This window comes from Loktanella sp. DSM 29012 (assembly GCF_900110705.1).
Classification (GTDB): Bacteria; Pseudomonadota; Alphaproteobacteria; order Rhodobacterales; family Rhodobacteraceae; genus Loktanella; species Loktanella gaetbuli.
Map to the genome: position 1 here is coordinate 391,299 of NZ_FOEJ01000005.1, position 18,789 is coordinate 410,087.

The window sequence follows — 18,789 nt, forward strand, 5'->3', positions numbered from 1 at the left end:
CCTGCGATCCCATGTTGGATGGGCACACATCAGACGGCAGAACCAATGCAGTATTCCATCCTCGACCTTGCAACCGTGATCGAAGGCCAGACCCCGATACAGGCTATCGCGAACACAGTCGCCCTCGCGCGATTGGCAGACTGCAGCGGTTACAACCGTTATTGGCTGGCAGAGCATCACAACATGGCCGGGATCGCCTCTGCCGCGACGTCGGTTCTGATCGGGCATGTGGCAGGCCAGACCGACCGCATCCGTGTGGGCGCAGGCGGCGTCATGCTGCCGAACCATGCGCCGCTTGCCATCGCGGAGCAATTCGGCACGCTGGACGCGCTCTACCCCGGTCGCATCGATCTGGGATTGGGCCGTGCCCCCGGCGGCGATCACGCCGTGATGCGGGCCATGCGGGCCGGTCAACGCGGCGACAGTTTCCCTCAGGACGTGGTTGAACTGCTGGGATACCTGGGTGATGCCGATCCAACGGCACCCGTGCAGGCACATCCCGGACAGGGCAGCCACGTGCCCGTCTGGATGCTGGGATCGTCACTGTTCGGCGCGCAACTCGCAGCGCATCTAGGCTTGCCCTATGCCTTTGCAAGCCACTTTGCACCTGATGCACTGGAGGATGCGATTGCAACCTATCGTGCGTCTTTCCGTCCGTCGCAATATCTTGACCGGCCCTATTTCATGATGGCCGTCAACGTCTTTGCCGCCGATACGGATGCGCAGGCAGCCTACCTGCGCACCTCGCAGCAGCAGGCGTTCGCACGCCTGCGCAGTGGCAATCCGGGCAAACTGCCGCCGCCCGTGCGCGATATCGACGCCACCATCGGCGCAGGTCTGCATCAGGGCGTTGACCAAGCCCTGCGCATCAGCGCGGTGGGGTCGCAGATGACCGTCCGCCGCCAGCTGTCCGACATGATCGACCGCTATGCCCCCGACGAGGTTCTTTTGACTGGTCAGATGTTCGATCAGGACGAACGGCAAACATCCTTCACCCTCGCGGCAGAGGTCCTCTCGGACCTTCCGCTCGCCGCCTAGTAGCCGGCTGCCCTGTCAACCAGGTTCAAGGGCGGATCTCCGGCCTCGACCCGACGGACGTTCTCGGCAATCACCTGTGACGCAGAGGCCGCGCGCGTGGTCGAGGCGATATGCGGCGTCACGACGACCGTCGGATGCGCCCAATAAGGATGATCTGCCGGCAATGGTTCGGTGCGAAATGTGTCCAGCGTCGCCCCTGCAACATGTCCGCTGGTCAGCGCGGCGATCAGCGCATCATCATCGATCAACCCACCACGGCCGGGGTTCAGCACGTAGGCCCCTGGGGCCAGCAGCGCCAGCCGCGCCGCATCCAGCGTATTTTCGGTCTTTGGCGTCAACGGCAACAACAGGATGACGATTTCGGCGCCATCCAATGCCCGGCTCAGGCCATCATCACCCGACAGACAGCGCAATCCCGCGATCTGTTTCGGACTGCGCGACCATCCGGTGACGGCAAACCCCATTTGCGCCAGTGCGGACCCGCAGGCAGCGCCCAGCGCACCCAGGCCCAGCACTGTCACGGATCGGTCCTGTGCCAGGGGGGGATAGACCGTATTGCGCCAGACACCGTCCTGGCCGGCAATATGCGCATCCATTCCCAAATGATGGCGCAGCGTATGTCCCACCACCCATTCCACCATGCCTTGGGTCAATGCAGGATCCACCATCCGCGCCAGCGGCTGGGTCAGCGTCTTGTTTCCAACAATCGTTTCGACACCAGCCCACAACCCCATGACCAGCCGGGTCCGCGCGTATGGCGTGAAATCCTTGACTGGGCCGTTGGGCGCAAAAACGATATAATCCACATCCTCTGGCGCATGTTCGCGTGACAACGAAACCGTCAACCCGGCCTGCGCAAAGGCATCCTGCAAGGGTGCAGCATATTCATCCCACAGCGCGGGACGTGCGGAAAACAACACATTGATCATCGTGGCTTGTGCACATGCGCAGATTGCACAAGGCCGAAGGCCACCAGCAGCACCAGCATCGCGGACCCACCATAGCTGACCAGGGGCAGCGGCACGCCAACCACGGGTGCCATGCCTGTCACCATCGCCATATTGACCGCGAAAAACAAAAAGAACGACATGGCGATCCCCATCGTCAGCAATGCGGCAAACCGGTCCTTGTTGGTCATCGCAGAGGCAAGACAGAACAGGATGATCAGCATATACAGACCCAACAGGCCAACGGCACCGATGAAACCGAATTCTTCGGCCAGGGTGGTAAAGATGAAATCGGTATGCTTTTCAGGCAGGAAATCCAGACTGCTCTGCGTGCCTTGCATGAAACCGCGTCCCGTCATGCCACCCGATCCCAGTGCGATCTTGGCCTGCGTGATATGATACCCCGCACCCAGCGGATCGTTCGACGGATCAAGAAACGTGTCGATCCGGCGGAACTGATAGTCCTTCAACAACTGCCAGTCCGTGCCGCGCGACTGAAAAACCGCAAAGATCGTGGCGACACCCGCACCAAAGACCGTCGCGAAATAGGCCCAATGCACCCCTGCAATGAACATGACTGTCGCCCCTCCCAGCAAGAGCAGCAGCGCAGTCCCCAGATCAGGCTGGCCCAGGACCAGTGCCGTGGGAAACAGGATCAGTCCGACGGGCAACGCAACCCATAGGGGATGCGATGTCTTGTGCGTCGGCAGCCAGTCATAATAGGCGGCCAGAAACATCACGAGCGTGATTTTCGTCAGCTCCGATGGTTGCAGACGCATAAACCCCAGATCAATCCAGCGCTGCGCCCCCATGCCCACGGTGCCGAAAAACTCGACCGCCAACAGCAGCATGATGGAGAAGCCATAGGCCAGACCAGCCATGTTGCGCCAGAACCAGATCGGCACCATGCCGACGCCGATCATCAGCACCATGCCCAGCGCAAAGCGTTTGACCTGCGGTTCCATCCACGGGGTCGCTGATCCGCCAGCGACGGAATACAGCATCACGAAACCCGCTGCACTGACTGCGAAAATTAGGGCGATGATCGGCCAGTTCAGATAGATCAGCTTGCGAAATCCGGTCGGTACGTATTGCGCGTTGTTTGACAGGTAACTCATGCGGGTGCACTGCCTTGGTGGACGGTCGCGATCCGTTCCTCGATCCGCTTTTGCTGGTCCGCGATCCGCGCGCGATCAACGCTTGGATAGGCTTCCAACGGTGGAGGACCGTCATACAAAGCCTGCAGCAGGATATCACGGGCAATCGGTGCAGCAGCGGTTGATCCGCCGCCACCATGCTCGACCACGACCGAAATCGCGAATTTCGGATTTTCGACAGGCGCGTAGCTGACAAACAGCGCATGGTCGCGCCGTTCCCACGGCAGATCCTCGTTGCGGGTCACGCCGCGCGCACGCTCTTCGGCGGTGATACGACGCACCTGCGACGTGCCCGTCTTGCCAGCCATGGCCATGCCATCTGCGACGATCGCAGAGCGGTGCGCGGTGCCACGTGTATGGTTCACGACCGCATCCATCGACTGCCGTGTCCGGCGTAGCCAGTTTTCGTTGATCGGCAAGGGATCACCGATGCCAGAGGGTTGTTCCACACCGTCGATAGACTTGATCAGTCGCGGCGTGACCATGCGCCCCGTCGAAAGGCGCGCGGTCATCACAGCCAATTGCATCGGCGAGGCCAGAACATAGCCCTGCCCGATCGACGCGTTGACAGTGTCACCGATGCGCCAGCTTTCACCGCGCACATCCTGTTTCCACGCACGATCAGGGGCCAGCCCCTCTGCCACGGCGGACAGCGGCAGGTCATGCCGGACACCCAGTCCCAGCAGCCGGGCCATTTCCGCAATCTTGTCGATGCCAACCCTCTGACTGACCTCATAATAATAGCAGTCACACGATTGCTTGAGGCTTTCGTGGAAATTGATGTTGCCGTGGCCGGCCCGTTTCCAACAGTGGAAACGCGTGCCCGACACGTTCGTGTACCCAGGGCAGTAAACGGTTTCCTCCGGACCGATCACACCAGCCTCGAGGGCCGCGAGCGCGGTCACCATCTTGAATGTCGATCCCGGCGGATAGGTGCCCTGGATCGCCTTTGCCGCAAGCGGACGATACTTGTTTTCGTTCAGGTCGGTCCAATCCTTGACCGAAATGCCACGCACGAACATGTTCGGATCGAATGACGGGGCCGAGGCAATGGCGCGCAGATCGCCTGTTTCCAGGTCGATCACGACGGCACCCGCGCTCTCGCCGTCCATCCGGGCCTGCGCATAGGATTGCAGACGCTCGTCAAGGCCCAACTGAATATCCTTGCCCGGTTCGCCTTCCTTGCGATCCAGCTCGCGCATGACGCGCCCCAGTGCGTTGACCTCGATCCGCTTGGTCCCGGCGCTGCCGCGCAGCATGGCTTCCATCTTGTTTTCGACGCCGGTCTTGCCGATCTGGAATTTCGGGATCTGCAACAAGGGGTCCTTGTCGTCGATCCGGCTCAGGTCATAGTCGCTGACAGGCCCCACATAGCCTACGACATGACCGACATCGCCGCCGTATGGATAGTGCCGCGACAAACCCACCTCGGCAGTGATGCCGGACAACGCAGGCGCATTCACGTTGATTGCCGCGACATCCTCCCAAGCCAACCGGTCGGCGATGATCACGGGAACGAACGGCGATCTGCGATACATTTCCTCCTTGGCACGGGCGATCACATCGGGGTCCAGATCGACAATCTGCGTCAGACGGTTCAGCACTTCGTCAACGTCGCCTGCCTCTTCGCGGACCATGACGACACGATAATTCTGTTCGTTTTCGGCCAAGGGGATTCCGTTGCGGTCGAAAATCAACCCGCGCGCCGGTGGCAGCAGACGAATGTTGATCCGGTTTTCCTCGGCCAGCAGGCGAAACTGATCCGCCTGTTCCACCTGCATGGACTGCAACCGCCAGCCCAACCCACCCGCAATACCCAATTGCGCGGCCCCGACGATCAGCGCGCGACGGCTGACGGTGCGACTGCTCATTTCGTTGTCCTTTGGGCCTTTTTTCATAGCTTGTGTCCAAAACTGTCTGTCTGCCCCGGTGCCGGACGGGTGATGCCGAAAATGAGTTGCGCCACCAGGACCACCACCGGATAGGCCACGATCGTCATGACCATCTGGATCAATGTCAGCGCAAGCGGTGCCTGCGGCACGACAGTGATCGCGAGGATCAACCGATAGCCCAGGGTGATCGCAACTATGCCAAGTGATATCGTACCCCATTCCAACAACAAAGGCACGTTGCGCAGCCCACGCGATTGTGCGCGCAACATTTCGCTGAGGATGCACACCAGCGCCGCCCACAGCCCCGGCGGTCGCTGAAACAACAGGTCCGCCAGCAGAAATACCACCATGATCAACCCGAACGGCAGGTAATCGGGGCGCCGGGCGGCATAGGCCAACGTCACCAACAGCAAGAAATCAGGCCCGGTAAAGCTGACCGGAATCGCATTCAGCGGCATCAGCTGGACGAAAAATATCATGGCCACGAGCCCGACATATTTGAATCGGCCCGCCCAGATGCGCGATGTCGGTGTTTCAGCCATCCGTTGCCTGCGCGCTTGCCGGCAGGATCGGGCCAAAGCGTGCAGGCTCTGTCGCCAGAAGACCGCCGGGATCAGTGATGGCCTCGTGGGGTCGCGCGCGCAGGATACGCAGGAATTCCAGCCTCTCGAAATCGGCCGACAGCCGCACGCGCAGCCGCCGGTCGCTGCCCAAGGCGACCTGACCGACCAGCAGATCGGCAGGGAACACGCCGCCATCGCCGGAACTGACCACCCGGTCACCGGGCCGCACCGCATCCGGGTTTTCCAGAAATTCGATCGGCGGGTTCAGCGTGTTGTCACCTGCTAGGATCGCCTTTTGTCCGGATGGTTGGATTGTCACCGGGATGCGGCTGGAGGTGTCGGTCAGCAAAATGACGCGACTGGTCTGATCCGCCATACCACTGATCCGCCCAACCAGACCGATACCGTCCATTGCAGGCCAGCCGTCCTCGATCCCATCACGCTTGCCGACATTCAGCAGAACAGACTGACGAAACGGGGATCCGCTGTCGGTCATGACAACGCCGGTAATATACGTCAGCTGCGGATCGAGCTGGACATTGTTCAGTTCCAGCAGGCGCGCGTTTTCCTGTTCCAGCTGAAGCGCGGCCTCTTTCCAGGCCTTCATCTGCTGCAACTCGCGGCGCAGGTCGCTGTTCTGCTCAGACAGGGCCTGATAGCTGCGAAAATCGTTCACCAGACCGATGACACCGGTCACCGGTGCCATCGCCCAGTCGAAATTCGGCACGACCCGGTCGATCACCGCGAGCCTGAACCGTTCAACCCGCGGACTGTCGATCCGCCAGACCAGAAACACGGCAAGCAACGCGACGATACCCACCGCAACCAACAGGCGACGAAGCGGGGTCGTGAAATCCTCAGAGTTCCGGTCGCGGGCCAAACACAGCTCCCGTCAGGTCAGATCAGCTATCGTAGTCTATCACATGCCGAAGCTGTTTTTCATACTCAAGCGCCTTGCCGGTCCCCAAGGCCACACAATTCAGTGACTCGTCAGCGACGGAAATCGCAAGGCCCGTCTGTTCACGCAGCGCCAGGTCCAATTGCCCCAGCAGCGCGCCGCCACCCGTCAGCATGACGCCGCGATCAACGATGTCGGCGGCAAGATCAGGCGGCGTTGCCTCGAGTGCGGTCATCACCGCCTCACAAATTTGCTGCACCGGTTCGGCCAGTGCTTCGGCGACCTGGGCCTGCGAAATTTCTGTCTCTTTCGGCACGCCATTCAACAGGTCGCGGCCACGGATGTGCATGGAGCTTCCACGACCGTCATCGGGCATCCTTGCGGTGCCGATCGAGGTCTTGATGCGCTCGGCTGTGGATTCACCGATCAACAGGTTATGCTGGCGGCGCAGATAGTTGATGATCGCCTCGTCCATGCGGTCGCCGCCCACGCGCACGGACCGCGCGTAAACGATGTCACCCAGGCTCAGCACGGCAACCTCGGTGGTGCCGCCACCGATATCCACGACCATGTTGCCGGTCGGGTCAGTGATCGGCATGCCCGCGCCGATGGCAGCCGCAATGGGTTCCGCGATCAGACCCGCACGACGCGCACCGGCGGACAGGACTGACTGGCGGATCGCGCGTTTTTCGACCGGTGTCGCACCGTGGGGGACGCAGACGATGATCTTTGGCTTGGAGAACGTCGACCGCTTGGCCACCTTGCGGATGAAATACTTGATCATCTCTTCCGCGGTGTCGAAATCCGCGATCACGCCATCACGCATCGGCCGGATGGCTTCGATGCTGCCGGGCGTCCGGCCCAGCATCAATTTCGCATCTTCGCCGACGGCCAGCACTTTTTTCACGCCGTCCTTAACGTGATAGGCAACCACGGACGGTTCGGACAAGACGATCCCACGACCCTTGACATAGATCAGCGTATTTGCCGTCCCGAGGTCGATGGCGATGTCGGACGAAAACAGATTGTGCCAAATTGCCATGCGAAGGCCTTCCCCAAAAATCATGCGCGCTGGGATGATCGCCGCTCAGGCCCGCAATCCAGCTCTAGGCCTTATAGGGGGGCGGTTCAGCGGTTGAAAGCCCTCGTGACAAGCCACTTGGCGCGATCTCGCCACCTGTACAAATGCGATAATTCTGGCGTCAGGATGAACCATAATCTGGCAAAACTTGCACTTTTGGAACATTTGTCTTGGCAGGTGACGACAGCGATCTGGAGCGGGCGCGCGCGAAAGCAGTCGAATCGTTTGCGGCCGGCCCACCACATCGTAGCGGACCGGCCGTGCCTTATGCGCCTGCGTCTTTGTAGCTGACGCCTTTGGTGTCATAATCGACGCCGGTTTGTTCGCGACGCACGATCAGCCGGTTCAGCGCGTTGACATAGGCCTTTGCACTCGCCACCACCGTGTCCGTGTCTGCCGACTGCCCGGTCGCGATGCGTCCGTCCTCTTCGAGGCGAACCGAAACGGTCGCCTGCGCATCAGTGCCTTCGGTGACGGCATTCACCTGGTACAATTGCAGCCGCCCACCGTGCGGGAACAATGATTTCACCGCGTTGAATGCCGCGTCGACCGGGCCATCACCACGCGTCGTCACCTCTTTGGACGCACCGCCAATCAGCATTTTCATCTGTGCTTCTGCCGGTCCGCCGGTACCGCAGACAACCCGCAGGTCGGTTAACTTCAGATGGTCTTCGGCCCCTTCGTTGATCCGCATCAACGCAATCAGGTCGTCGTCGAACACTTCCTTTTTGCGGTCGGCCAATTCCTTGAACCTGACGAAAACGTCCTTGAGCTGGTTGTCACCTACTTCATAACCCAGCTCGTCCAGCTTGGCGCGCAGGGCGGCGCGACCGGAATGTTTGCCCAGCGGCAAGGACGTGCCGGACAAACCCACATCCTCGGGGCGCATCACCTCGAAGGTTTCGCGGTTTTTCAGCATGCCGTCCTGATGGATCCCGGATTCATGGGCAAAGGCGTTCTTGCCGACGATCGCCTTGTTGAACTGCACGGGAAAGCCAGAGACCGTCGCCACACGACGCGAGATGGCCATGATCTTGCGGGTGTCGATCCGCGTCTCATAGGGGATGATGTCCTGGCGGACCTTCATCGCCATGACCACCTCTTCGAGGGCTGTATTGCCTGCACGTTCGCCCAGACCGTTGATCGTGCATTCGATCTGGCGCGCGCCGCCTGCTACGGCAGCCAGCGAATTGGCCGTCGCCAGCCCCAGGTCGTTGTGGCAATGCGTGGCAAAGATCACCTCGTCCGCACCATCGACCTCGGCAATCAGCCGGCGGATCAGGTCGGCAGATTCAACCGGCGCCGTATATCCGACGGTATCAGGGATGTTGATCGTTGTTGCCCCTGCCTTGATCGCGATGTCGACCGTGCGCTTGAGGAATTCCCATTCGGTGCGGGTGGCATCCATCGACGACCATTGCACGTTGTCACACAGGTTGCGGGCATGTGTCACGCAGTCGTGGATGCGTTCGGCCATCTGGTCCATGTCCAGATTCGGGATCGCCCGGTGCAGTGGCGAGGTGCCGATGAACGTGTGGATGCGCGGGCGCGCCGCATGTTTGACGGCCTCCCAGCAGCGGTCGATATCCTTGAAATTGGCACGGCTGAGGCCGCAGATCACGCTGTTCTTAGACAGGCGCGCGATATCTGAAACGGCGGCGAAGTCGCCCTCTGATGCGATGGGAAAGCCAGCCTCGATGATATCGACGCCCATGTCATCGAGCATGGCGGCAATTTCAAGTTTCTCGCTGTGGGTCATCGTGGCACCGGGGGATTGTTCCCCGTCGCGCAAGGTGGTGTCGAAAATGTAAACGCGGTCGGTCATTGGTCTGGTCCTGAACGGCTATCTGTTGGGGATGGTCGGCGCTGGCACTGTCCGAGCGGTCGCGCCGACAGGCACGCTCAGACGTGGTTCAGGCGTAGGGCACGCAGGGTCAGACCCGAAAGGGTCGCCAAAAACATATGATCTCGTGCGCTCATGCGTCGCACTATAGCGGCTGTGTCCCGCTTGAAAAGGGCGTTTTGCCACTGGGGGCCTTGCCCCCGGCCCTTCGGGCCTCCCCCGCGGATATTTTTGACCAGAAGAAGAATGGATTGCCGCGCGCGGTGATCTAGGTCTGCCATCATGAAAAAGACATTGATTATCACAGGTGCAGCATCTGGCATCGGGCGGGGGGTCGCGCAGGACTACGCCGGTCGCGGCTGGCGGGTCTTTGGGTTGGATGTTGATCCCATAGCTATTGACGGTGTGACCGGCATCGTCTGCGACGTTGGCGACGAGGATCAGGTCGCGGCCGCCTTTGCGCAGATTGATGGCTGCGATTTGCTGGTCAACAACGCAGGCGTTGCCGATCCGCACCGCGGTCCGTTCGAGGATCTGACGCTTGCCGATTGGCGGCGCGTGACCGACAGCCATCTGACCGGTGCCTTTCTGGTCACACGTGCAGCCGTGCCACTGCTGCGCGCGCGCAAGGGGGCGATCGTCAACATGACATCGACCCGTGCGCAAATGTCGGAACCACATTCCGAAGCCTATGCCGCATCCAAGGGTGGGCTGTCGGCGCTGACCCATGCGCTGGCGATTTCGCTTGGTCCGGACATTCGCGTGAACGCCATTGCGCCCGGCTGGATCGTGACCAAAGGCTGGGACGATCTGCGTAATGTGGATCACGATCAGCATCCCGTCGGCCGTGCAGGCCGGGTCGAGGACATCACGCAAACCGTCCGCTGGCTACAGAATTCGGGATTTGTGACCGGTCAGGTCGTGACCGTTGACGGTGGCATGACACGAAAGATGATCTATGCCGAATAATGCCCTGGTGATCGGTGCCTCCGGCGGCATCGGACAAGCTGTGACTGACGCCCTGCGCGCGCGCGGCGATACGGTCACGACCCTGTCGCGCAGCGCGGACGGGTTCGACGTGACCGACGCCGCATCCGTCGCCCGGCATCTGGACGCGCTTGATGGTCCATTCGACCTGGTGTTCGTGGCCGTCGGTGTTCTGGGCACACCGGAAAAGTCCCTTGGTGCCATCGAGGCCGACGCCATGGCCCGGGTCATGGCCGTGAATGCCATCGGTCCAGCGCTGATCTTGCGACACCTCGGCCGGTTGCTGCCCCGCCGCGCCCCGTCGGTCTGTGCAGTCCTGTCGGCACGCGTCGGATCAATCGGCGACAACGGGATCGGCGGTTGGTATTCCTACCGGGCATCCAAGGCCGCGCTGAACCAGATCGTGCACGGGGCAGCGATCGAACTTGGCCGTTCGCACAAACAATCCAGCGTCGTGGCCCTGCATCCCGGCACGGTCGAGACACCTTTTACCGCCGATTATGCGGGCCACCACAAAACAGTACCGGCGTCCCAGGCTGCTGCAAATCTGCTGGGCGTGATCGACGGTCTTGGTCCTGATCAGTCGGGCCAATTCTTTGATTATGCCGGAAAGACCATCCCATGGTAGATCTCGTTCTCGTGCTGGGTGACCAGCTGTCACCGGAACTCTCTGCGCTGCAAAAGGCCAGCAAATCGACTGACATCGTCGTCATGGCCGAGGTCGCGGACGAGGCAAGCTATGTGGCGCATCACCCCAAGAAGATCGCGTTCCTCTTTGCGTCGATGCGCAAATTCGCGGCACAGTTGCGCGCGGATGGATGGACCGTCGACTATACCCGACTGGGCGAAAGATCCGATTCCATCTGCGGTGTCCTGATGCGCGCGGCCGAGGAATACGACGCAAACCGGGTGCTGGCGACAGAACCCGGTGAGTGGCGGCTGATCGAGGCGTTGCGTCACTGCCCAGTGACCGTCGAACAATTGCCCGACGACCGTTTCATCGCCTCGCACAAAGAATTTGAAGGCTGGGCCGAGGGGCGCAAGGCGCTGCGGATGGAGTATTTCTACCGCGAGATGCGCCGCAAGACCGGCCTGATGATGGACGGCGACACCCCCGCCGGTGGCCAGTGGAACTATGACGAGGACAACCGCAAGCCGCCGCCAGAGGGGATCGATTTTGCGGGACCAATGCGGTTCACCCCGGACGAGACCGTCGAAGAGGTGCTGCAACTGGTCGAACGCCGTTTCGGCAATTCATTCGGCGATCTGCGACCGTTCTGGTTTGCCACCGATCGCGGTCAGGCCCGTCAGCACCTGGCACATTGGGTGAAAAAGGGCCTGCCCGATTTCGGCACCTATCAGGATGCCATGATGGACGACGAAAGGTTCATGTATCATTCCATCGTTGGCCTTTATATCAACGCAGGTCTGCTAAACCCAATGGAGGTTTGCGAGGCGGTCGAAAAAGCGTGGCAGGACGGCGATGTGCCGATCAATGCGGCCGAAGGTTTCATCCGCCAGATCATCGGCTGGCGCGAATACATCCGCGGGATCTATTTTCGAGAGGGCCCGGATTACATCCATCGCAATGGGCTGAACCACAGCCGTGATCTTCCCGGTTTGTACTGGGGCGATGCGACCGACATGCGTTGCATGTCCCGCGCCATCGAGCAGACCAAGGAAGAGGCCTATGCCCACCATATCCAGCGCCTGATGGTGACCGGCAATTTCGCCCTGCTGGCCGGGATCGATCCGTTTCAGGTCCATGAATGGTATCTGCGCGTTTACGCCGACGCTTACGAATGGGTCGAGGCACCGAACGTCATCGGCATGAGCCAATTCGCGGACGGCGGGATCATCGCCAGCAAACCCTACGTGAGTTCGGGCAATTATATCCACAAGATGTCGGACTACTGCGGGTCTTGCGCCTATTCAGTGACCAAGAAAACCGGCAAGGGCGCCTGCCCGTTCAACCTGCTGTATTGGCATTTCATGGACCGTCACAGCGAAAAATTCGCGTCCAACAACAGGATCGGACGTATCTACGGCACATGGGACCGGATGGACGACGCGAAAAAGGAAACGATCCTGTCAGAGGCGCAGGCTTTCCTCGACCGGATGGACGCAGGAGAAACCGTCTAGCGCAGTTTCGGCGGCTTGTTCGGATCGGCACCGGGGGCCATCGGGACATCTGGTGTGACGCGCTGAATTTTCGGCAGGTCGAACCGCAGGCCCACACGTTCCAGCCGGCGGGCCATTTCCTCGTCTGCACCGATGAACACGACGTCCATCGTGCCTGCGTCGATGCCGGAAAATGTCAGTGCCTCGCCTGCCGCATGGGCCAGCGCACCATGGGCGCTGTCATCGGCACCGACAAACCCCAGAACGTGTCCCTTACCACCGTCCTCGTATTCGGCGGCAACAAGGTAGGCCGTTTCGGCCAGTCCCGCTGTCTTTGACAGTTTGCGGTCCAATGCGTCCAGCACCGCCTCTGGCAGTGATTTTGGCGGCGTGATCGCGACCAGGCGCGCCTGCGTCTGTTCAGGTGCGTGATCCAAGGTCGTTGCCAACCAGTCGACACCATCCGCCGGGATCAACATCGCCGAGGAGGCTACGCGCAGGTTCAAGGCAAGCCCACAGCCCTGCCCCGCCATCATCTGCACCAGGGCCCGCCCCGGCAGTCCGGCATAGGGTGCCACGCGCCCGGTAAAATCGGACAAACGGTCTTCGGTGTCGAAAATCAGTGCGAATGGCGCGCCTTCCATCTCGACCACGGTGGGTTTGACACTGTCGCCCTCGGGTTCCGCATCCAGCAATACATAGACATCCGCGTCGCACAGGTCTTCGTAGAACCGCAGGCGCAGTGCGTCGTTTTCCGGGGCCGCCTGCATCGCGGCGTGGGATTTATCCAGCGTCGTTTCGGTCATTCCAGCACCTCTTGCACGCGCGCCCGCAACACGGGCAGCAATTCGTCGGCAAACCACGGATTGCGGTTCAGCCATCCGGTATTGCGCCAGGACGGATGAGGCAAGGGAAAGACATGCGGCGCGTGGTCTCGCCAGCCCGCAACCCGCTGCGTGACCGGCATCTTATCGCCCAGGTGCCAGCCTTGGGCGTAGGCGCCGATCAGCAACGTCAGTGGCACCTGACCCAGCTGGGCAAGCGCCGCAGCACGCCACGTTGCTGCGCAAATGCGCGGTGGTGGCAGGTCAGAGCCTTTGGCGTCATACCCCGGAAAACAGAATGCCATCGGCACGATTGCGACCCGGTCGCGGTCATAAAACGCGTCGTTCTCGATCCCCATCCAATCCCGCAACCGGTCACCGGAACGGTCCCAAAACGGGGTCTGCGCCTCATGTACACGCGCACCCGGGGCCTGACTTGCGATCAGAATGCGCGGTTGGCCACGAAACCACACGACGGGGCGTGGGCTGTGTCGCGTTGCGGTCCGGGCAAAACGATCTGCGCAGATGCGGCAGTCCGAGATGTCTTTCTGGATACTCATGGACGGGATCTAGAACAGCCCCGCCCTTTGCACAGGGACCACGGTCCATCACGGTTTTGCAAAAAACCGCCTTTCGCCTGTCTTTGAACACAATTTCCGGTCATTAAGTGTAAAAGAGAGAACAATGTGACGCCGAATTAACTTTCGTCGCGCATCCACAGCGGGCAGCAAGCACGTCGAGAGCGGGCAAAAGATGTTGGAATTCAATGCGGTCAGCAAGTCCTTCTGGACCGGCACCCAGCGCAAGATCATCCTGGATCGGGCGTCGTTTCGCGTTGAACTGGGAAATTCGCTGGGAATCCTGGCACCCAACGGCACCGGCAAGACGACCTTGATCAACATGATGGCCGGTCTGGAAAAACCCGACGAAGGCACGATTACCCGCGGATGCCGCATATCGTTTCCGCTGGGTTTCATGGGCGGTGTCGTCAACCGGCATACCGCGCGCGAAAACGTGCGCTATATCGCCCGGCTCTACGGTCTGGATCCCGACTATATCGAGGCGTTCTGCCGCTGGCTGTGCGGGATCAAGGAATATTTCGACATGCCGGTCGGGACCTACAGTGCGGGGATGCGGGCGCGGCTGACATTTTCGCTGATGCTGGCGCTTGATTTCGATATCTACCTCATCGACGAAGGCATGCCGTCCACGACCGATATGGAATTCAATCGCAAGGCGGGTGAAATCCTGCGTGAACGGCTGGAAAAGACGACCGTGATCATCGTATCGCATCAGGCAGAGACACTTGAACGGTTCGCGCGTTCGGCCGCTGTATTGCGCGACGGCAGAATCCACATGTTCGACACACTTGAAGAGGCCAAGCAGCTTTATGACTACGAAGCCCACAGCTAAGAAATTTCGGGTGCGCAAACCGATGGTCGACGCGGGCGAGGCTGCACCAGCCGCAGCGGAACAATCCGCACCGCCGCAGCGCCCGGAACCCGTCCAGCAGCAGGCCACGGCCGCGCCGCAGCCCATGCCCGAACCTGCAAACAACAATGTCGACATCGACGCGATCCGCCGCGAGGGTCTGACAGGGCGTCAATTGCGCATGGCGCGCCGGGTCGCGCAAAAACAGGGGCTGGCCGTCACTTCCGACTTTGATGCGGTCCGCCAGCTGCGGCTTGCCGGGATTGACCCGTTCCAGCGTTCCACCGTGCTGGAACTGGTGGCACCAGATCAGCAAGGCGGTCAGCAATCAGGCGGTGCCAATCCGCAGACCGGCGGCCCACAGACCCTGGGCGCGATCAAACCGGTGCCGCAGGACCGGGTGCAGTTGCCGCAAACCCGAACGCATGGCAATCAACTGCCCTCGACCGAATTTGCCGACCCGATCACGCGTCGGAACGACGAAATCTCGCAGATACAGCGCGATATGGCCCGTCGCCGCCGACTCAAGGCGTTCCTGATGATGGTCAGGCTCAGCATCTTTGTGCTGCTGCCGACCATGATCGTGGGATATTATTACTATACGATCGCCACGCCGATGTATGCCACTGACTCTGAATTCGTCATTCAGCAGGCCGAACCAGCCAGCGCCGCTGGCGGTCTGGGGGGCATGTTCCAGGGTACTTCCATGGCGACCCAACAGGACAGCATCACGGTGCAATCCTACCTGCAGTCCCGGGCAGCGATGGTGCGTCTGGATGCCGACCACGACTTCAAGGCGCATTTCAGCCAGGACTGGATCGACCCGATTCAGCGCCTGCCCGAGGATGCCACGAACGAGGCCGCCTACGGCGTCTATCAGGACATGGTCAAGATCAGCTATGACCCGACCGAGGGCATCCTGCGGATGAAGGTCATCGCCGCCTCGCCCGAGGTCAGTCAGGAATTTTCCAACGCTTTGATCGGCTACGCCGAGGAGCAGGTCGACCAGTTGACCCAGCGCCTGCGCGAGGACCAGATGGCCGGTGCCCGCGATAGCTATGTCGCCGCAGAGGCCGCGCGCGCCAATGCCTTGCAGGCCTGGCTGCAAATCCAGGAAGACGTGCAGCAGATCGACCCGATCGGCGAAACCTCGGCCCGCACGCAACAGATTTCGGCCCTCGAATCCGAACGGCAACGCCTGACGCTTGCCTTGCAGGAACGGCTCGCGGTCCGCACCCCAAATCAGGCACAGGTCAACGCACTGGAAAGCCAGATCAGCAATATCGAAACGCTGATCGCCGATTTGCGCCAACAGATGACAACAGCCAACGCCGAGGGGACAAGCCTTGCTGCGCGCAATACGGAACTGCGTCTGGCCGAGGAAAACTATACCTTTCAGACCGGTCTGGCCCAGCAGGCGCTGACGCAGATGGAAACCGCCAGGATCGAGGCAAACCGTCAGGTCCGCTATCTGTCGATGGGCGTCGAACCCGTCGCCCCGGACGAGGCCACCTACCCCAAGGCATTCGAGAATACGATCCTCGCGTTCTTGATCTTCTCGGGTATCTACCTGATGATCTCGATCACCGCCTCCATCCTTCGCGAACAGGTAACCAGCTGATGCATGATGTCACCATCGGAAACCTCACCGTTTCCAACGATCGCCCCCTGCTTGTCATCGCAGGGCCCTGCCAGCTGGAAAGTACTGATCACGCGCTGATGATTGCTGAACAGATGGCCGCGGCCTGCCATAAGGCCGGCGCACAGTTCATTTTCAAAGGCAGCTACGACAAGGCAAATCGCACCTCGCTATCGGGCAAGCGCGGCCTGGGCCTGGATGAGGGGCTGTCCGTGCTGCAAAAGGTCAAGGACACCATCGGCTGTCCTGTCCTGACGGACATCCACGGGGCAGATCAATGCGAGACTGTTGCGCAGGTCGTCGATGTGATGCAGATCCCCGCGTTCCTGTGCCGCCAGACCGACCTGTTGCTTGCAGCCGGCGAAACCGGTGCCGTCATCAACGTGAAAAAGGGACAGTTTCTGGCCCCTTGGGACATGCCGAACGTCGTGTCCAAGATCGAAAGCACGGGCAACAAACGGATCCTGCTGACCGAACGCGGCGCATCATTCGGATACAACACGCTTGTCGCCGACATGCGGTCGCTGCCGATCATGGCAAAAACCGGCTATCCGGTCGTGATGGACGCGACCCATTCCGTCCAGCAGCCCGGTGGTCAGGGCGGCAGCTCTGGCGGTCAGCGTGAATTTGCCCCGGTCATGGCCCGCGCAGCAGTCAGTCTGGGAATCGCTGCAGTGTTCATCGAAACTCACGAGGCACCCGACACGGCACCCTCTGACGGTCCAAACATGATTCCGTTGGACCAGATGCCGGCATTGGTCAGCAGCCTGATGGATTTCGACCGCCTGGCCAAGGCCAACCCGCTGCGCGTCTGATCGTTTGCAGATGTGTCGGTCCCTGCTACCTCTGCATCTGACACGGGGGGACCGATGCGCGCACTCATCCTGATCATTCTTTTGCTGTGGCCGGTCACGGCCGTGGCACAAGACAACGCAGCCCCCATCGCAACCGACACATCGGCGCGCGACGACACCGCGATCCGCGACCGGATCAGCGATATCATCGCGGTGCTTGGCGGCCATGAGAGTGTCGACGTCGCTGTCCAAGAGGGTGTCGTCACCCTGACGGGCGAGGTTCTGACCCCACAAGACCAGACAGCGCTGACGGAACTGGCGCAACGGATCGAAGGTGTCATCGCCGTGCGCAACAACACGGTCGAAACGACAGATCTTGATGCACGGCTGACGCCAGCACTCGAACGGTTCCGGACACGTGCCTTGCAACTGGTGTCCAGCCTGCCCCTGCTGGGGATCGCGTTGGTTGTGTTCGTCGTGATCCTCTGGGTCGGGCTGGCACTCGCGCGGTGGCAACGGCCATGGAAAAGGCTGGCCCCAAACGCATTCATTGCGCAGATCATGCAACAGATCATCCGACTGGCTTTTGTGGTGCTTGGTCTGGTCGTTGCGCTGGATATCCTGGGGGCCACCGCCCTGCTGGGCACGATCCTGGGCGCTGCCGGAATCATCGGTCTGGCCCTCGGTTTCGCGGTCAAGGACACGGTCGAGAATTTCATCGCGTCCATCATGCTGTCGATTCGCCAGCCATTCGCGCCCAATGACGTGGTCGAGATCAACGGCGATATCGGAACAGTCATCCGACTGACAAGCCGTGCCACGATCCTGCTGTCCCCTGATGGAAACCACATCCGTATCCCCAACGCGACCGTGTTCAGTTCGCGGGTGGTCAATTATACGCAAAACGCGGAACGCCGTTTCCTGTTTCCGATCAGCGTCAGCCGCGACTGCGACCTCGCCGCCGCACGGAACCTGATTGAGCGGACCGTGCAGGATTTGCCATTCGTTCTGGATCAACCCCGCGCCGCTGTCTGGATCGAAACCCTCGAGGCTGGCGGCGTGGTGATGCAGGTTGCCGGCTGGATTGATCAGCGTCAAAGCTCGCTGCCGCTGGCCCAAGGCGAGGCAATCCGACACGTAAAGCGCGCCTTGGAAGAGGACGGGTTTGAGATCCCCGACAATGTTCAACCGATCGCACTGACACGCGCAACGATCGATCCGCCCGCGCCCACCTCAAAGGAAAGCGCTGATATTGCAGAAGTATCTCCCGGTCAGGAAGAAGCGGTCAGCGATATGATCAAGGCCGAGCGCAACCGCGAGGACACACCCGATCTTTTGCGAGCCGACGGTCAAAAAGAATAGCAAAAATGCGCAAACCGGGGCTTGAACGCCCCGGCGGTTCATCGTATCCCACGCCTCGCTGATGGGGTGTAGCCAAGCGGTAAGGCATCGGTTTTTGGTACCGTGTATCGTAGGTTCGAATCCTACCACCCCAGCCAGCTCCTCTACATCGTTAGTCAGCTAGACCTCAGGCCAGCCCCGGAGCGCCTAATGCCCCGGTTAGTGCCTCGGGT

At 60.8% G+C, this 18,789-nt stretch carries 17 protein-coding genes and 1 tRNA gene; 9 read left to right on the forward strand and 9 right to left on the reverse strand.

Translation table 11 applies throughout. The features are described 5' to 3' along the window. The first annotated feature begins 45 nt into the window (after window positions 1–45). The gene (locus BMX27_RS13730) at window positions 46–1,038 is read left to right on the forward strand and encodes an LLM class flavin-dependent oxidoreductase (protein ID WP_090160400.1); all 993 of its coding nucleotides are present in this window, start codon (window positions 46–48) and stop codon (window positions 1,036–1,038) included. Here the strand turns inward: BMX27_RS13730 and BMX27_RS13735 are convergent. From BMX27_RS13735 to BMX27_RS13765, 7 genes are all read right to left on the reverse strand, one after another. Continuing rightward, window positions 1,035–1,967 carry a 2-hydroxyacid dehydrogenase gene (locus tag BMX27_RS13735; RefSeq protein WP_090160401.1) on the reverse strand — a complete coding sequence of 311 codons (933 nt, stop codon included), beginning with the start codon at window positions 1,965–1,967 and terminating at the stop codon, window positions 1,035–1,037. The genes BMX27_RS13730 and BMX27_RS13735 overlap by 4 nt on opposite strands. Continuing rightward, window positions 1,964–3,103 (reverse strand): rod shape-determining protein RodA, encoded by a 1,140-nt coding sequence (gene rodA, locus BMX27_RS13740; RefSeq protein WP_090160402.1) that lies wholly within the window; start codon window positions 3,101–3,103, stop codon window positions 1,964–1,966. Before rodA ends, BMX27_RS13735 begins: the two co-directional genes overlap by 4 nt. Continuing rightward, entirely contained in the window at window positions 3,100–5,040 is a 1,941-nt protein-coding gene (gene mrdA / locus BMX27_RS13745) for a penicillin-binding protein 2 (protein ID WP_090160403.1), read from the reverse strand. The genes rodA and mrdA overlap by 4 nt, the downstream gene beginning before the upstream one ends. Then, on the reverse strand, window positions 5,037–5,576 hold the full coding sequence (locus BMX27_RS13750) for a rod shape-determining protein MreD (protein ID WP_090160404.1): 540 nt from the start codon (window positions 5,574–5,576) through the stop codon (window positions 5,037–5,039). Before BMX27_RS13750 ends, mrdA begins: the two co-directional genes overlap by 4 nt. After that, complete coding sequence (gene mreC / locus BMX27_RS13755; protein WP_090160405.1) at window positions 5,569–6,477, reverse strand: rod shape-determining protein MreC; 909 nt, start codon at window positions 6,475–6,477, stop codon at window positions 5,569–5,571. Before mreC ends, BMX27_RS13750 begins: the two co-directional genes overlap by 8 nt. Window positions 6,478–6,499: 22 nt before the next feature. Then, window positions 6,500–7,537: a rod shape-determining protein gene (locus BMX27_RS13760; RefSeq protein WP_056036315.1), complete on the reverse strand. Its 1,038-nt coding sequence runs from the start codon at window positions 7,535–7,537 to the stop codon at window positions 6,500–6,502. Window positions 7,538–7,841: 304 nt separating this feature from the next. Continuing rightward, complete coding sequence (locus BMX27_RS13765; RefSeq protein ID WP_090160406.1) at window positions 7,842–9,401, reverse strand: 2-isopropylmalate synthase; 1,560 nt, start codon at window positions 9,399–9,401, stop codon at window positions 7,842–7,844. Between the two features lie 300 nt (window positions 9,402–9,701). On the opposite strand from BMX27_RS13765, the gene BMX27_RS13775 reads away from it, so the two are divergent. From BMX27_RS13775 to BMX27_RS13785, 3 genes are read left to right on the forward strand one after another with little or no spacing between them, the layout of a single operon-like run. After that, window positions 9,702–10,388, forward strand: coding sequence for an SDR family oxidoreductase (locus BMX27_RS13775; protein ID WP_177172726.1), 687 nt, complete (start codon window positions 9,702–9,704; stop codon window positions 10,386–10,388). Continuing rightward, the gene (locus tag BMX27_RS13780) at window positions 10,378–11,034 is read left to right on the forward strand and encodes an SDR family NAD(P)-dependent oxidoreductase (protein ID WP_090160408.1); all 657 of its coding nucleotides are present in this window, start codon (window positions 10,378–10,380) and stop codon (window positions 11,032–11,034) included. The genes BMX27_RS13775 and BMX27_RS13780 overlap by 11 nt, the downstream gene beginning before the upstream one ends. Beyond that, on the forward strand, window positions 11,028–12,548 hold the full coding sequence (locus BMX27_RS13785) for a cryptochrome/photolyase family protein (RefSeq protein ID WP_090160409.1): 1,521 nt from the start codon (window positions 11,028–11,030) through the stop codon (window positions 12,546–12,548). Before BMX27_RS13780 ends, BMX27_RS13785 begins: the two co-directional genes overlap by 7 nt. Here the strand turns inward: BMX27_RS13785 and BMX27_RS13790 are convergent. Further along, window positions 12,545–13,333, reverse strand: coding sequence for an SseB family protein (locus BMX27_RS13790; RefSeq protein ID WP_090160410.1), 789 nt, complete (start codon window positions 13,331–13,333; stop codon window positions 12,545–12,547). The genes BMX27_RS13785 and BMX27_RS13790 overlap by 4 nt on opposite strands. Then, complete coding sequence (locus BMX27_RS13795; protein ID WP_090160412.1) at window positions 13,330–13,911, reverse strand: uracil-DNA glycosylase family protein; 582 nt, start codon at window positions 13,909–13,911, stop codon at window positions 13,330–13,332. Before BMX27_RS13795 ends, BMX27_RS13790 begins: the two co-directional genes overlap by 4 nt. 193 nt (window positions 13,912–14,104) lie before the next feature. On the opposite strand from BMX27_RS13795, the gene BMX27_RS13800 reads away from it, so the two are divergent. The 5 genes from BMX27_RS13800 to BMX27_RS13820 all read left to right on the forward strand — a co-directional run bounded on the left by BMX27_RS13800 (window position 14,105) and on the right by BMX27_RS13820 (window position 18,714). Next, window positions 14,105–14,764, forward strand: coding sequence for an ABC transporter ATP-binding protein (locus BMX27_RS13800; RefSeq protein ID WP_056036223.1), 660 nt, complete (start codon window positions 14,105–14,107; stop codon window positions 14,762–14,764). Then, window positions 14,742–16,403: a KpsE/RkpR family capsule polysaccharide export protein gene (locus BMX27_RS13805; RefSeq protein ID WP_090160414.1), complete on the forward strand. Its 1,662-nt coding sequence runs from the start codon at window positions 14,742–14,744 to the stop codon at window positions 16,401–16,403. The genes BMX27_RS13800 and BMX27_RS13805 overlap by 23 nt, the downstream gene beginning before the upstream one ends. Next, entirely contained in the window at window positions 16,403–17,236 is an 834-nt protein-coding gene (kdsA, locus tag BMX27_RS13810; RefSeq protein WP_090160415.1) for a 3-deoxy-8-phosphooctulonate synthase, read from the forward strand. Before BMX27_RS13805 ends, kdsA begins: the two co-directional genes overlap by 1 nt. Window positions 17,237–17,290: 54 nt before the next feature. Then, window positions 17,291–18,577: a mechanosensitive ion channel family protein gene (locus BMX27_RS13815; RefSeq protein ID WP_090160416.1), complete on the forward strand. Its 1,287-nt coding sequence runs from the start codon at window positions 17,291–17,293 to the stop codon at window positions 18,575–18,577. 62 nt (window positions 18,578–18,639) lie between these two features. After that, a tRNA-Gln gene (locus BMX27_RS13820) sits at window positions 18,640–18,714 on the forward strand. Window positions 18,715–18,789 lie beyond the last annotated feature (75 nt).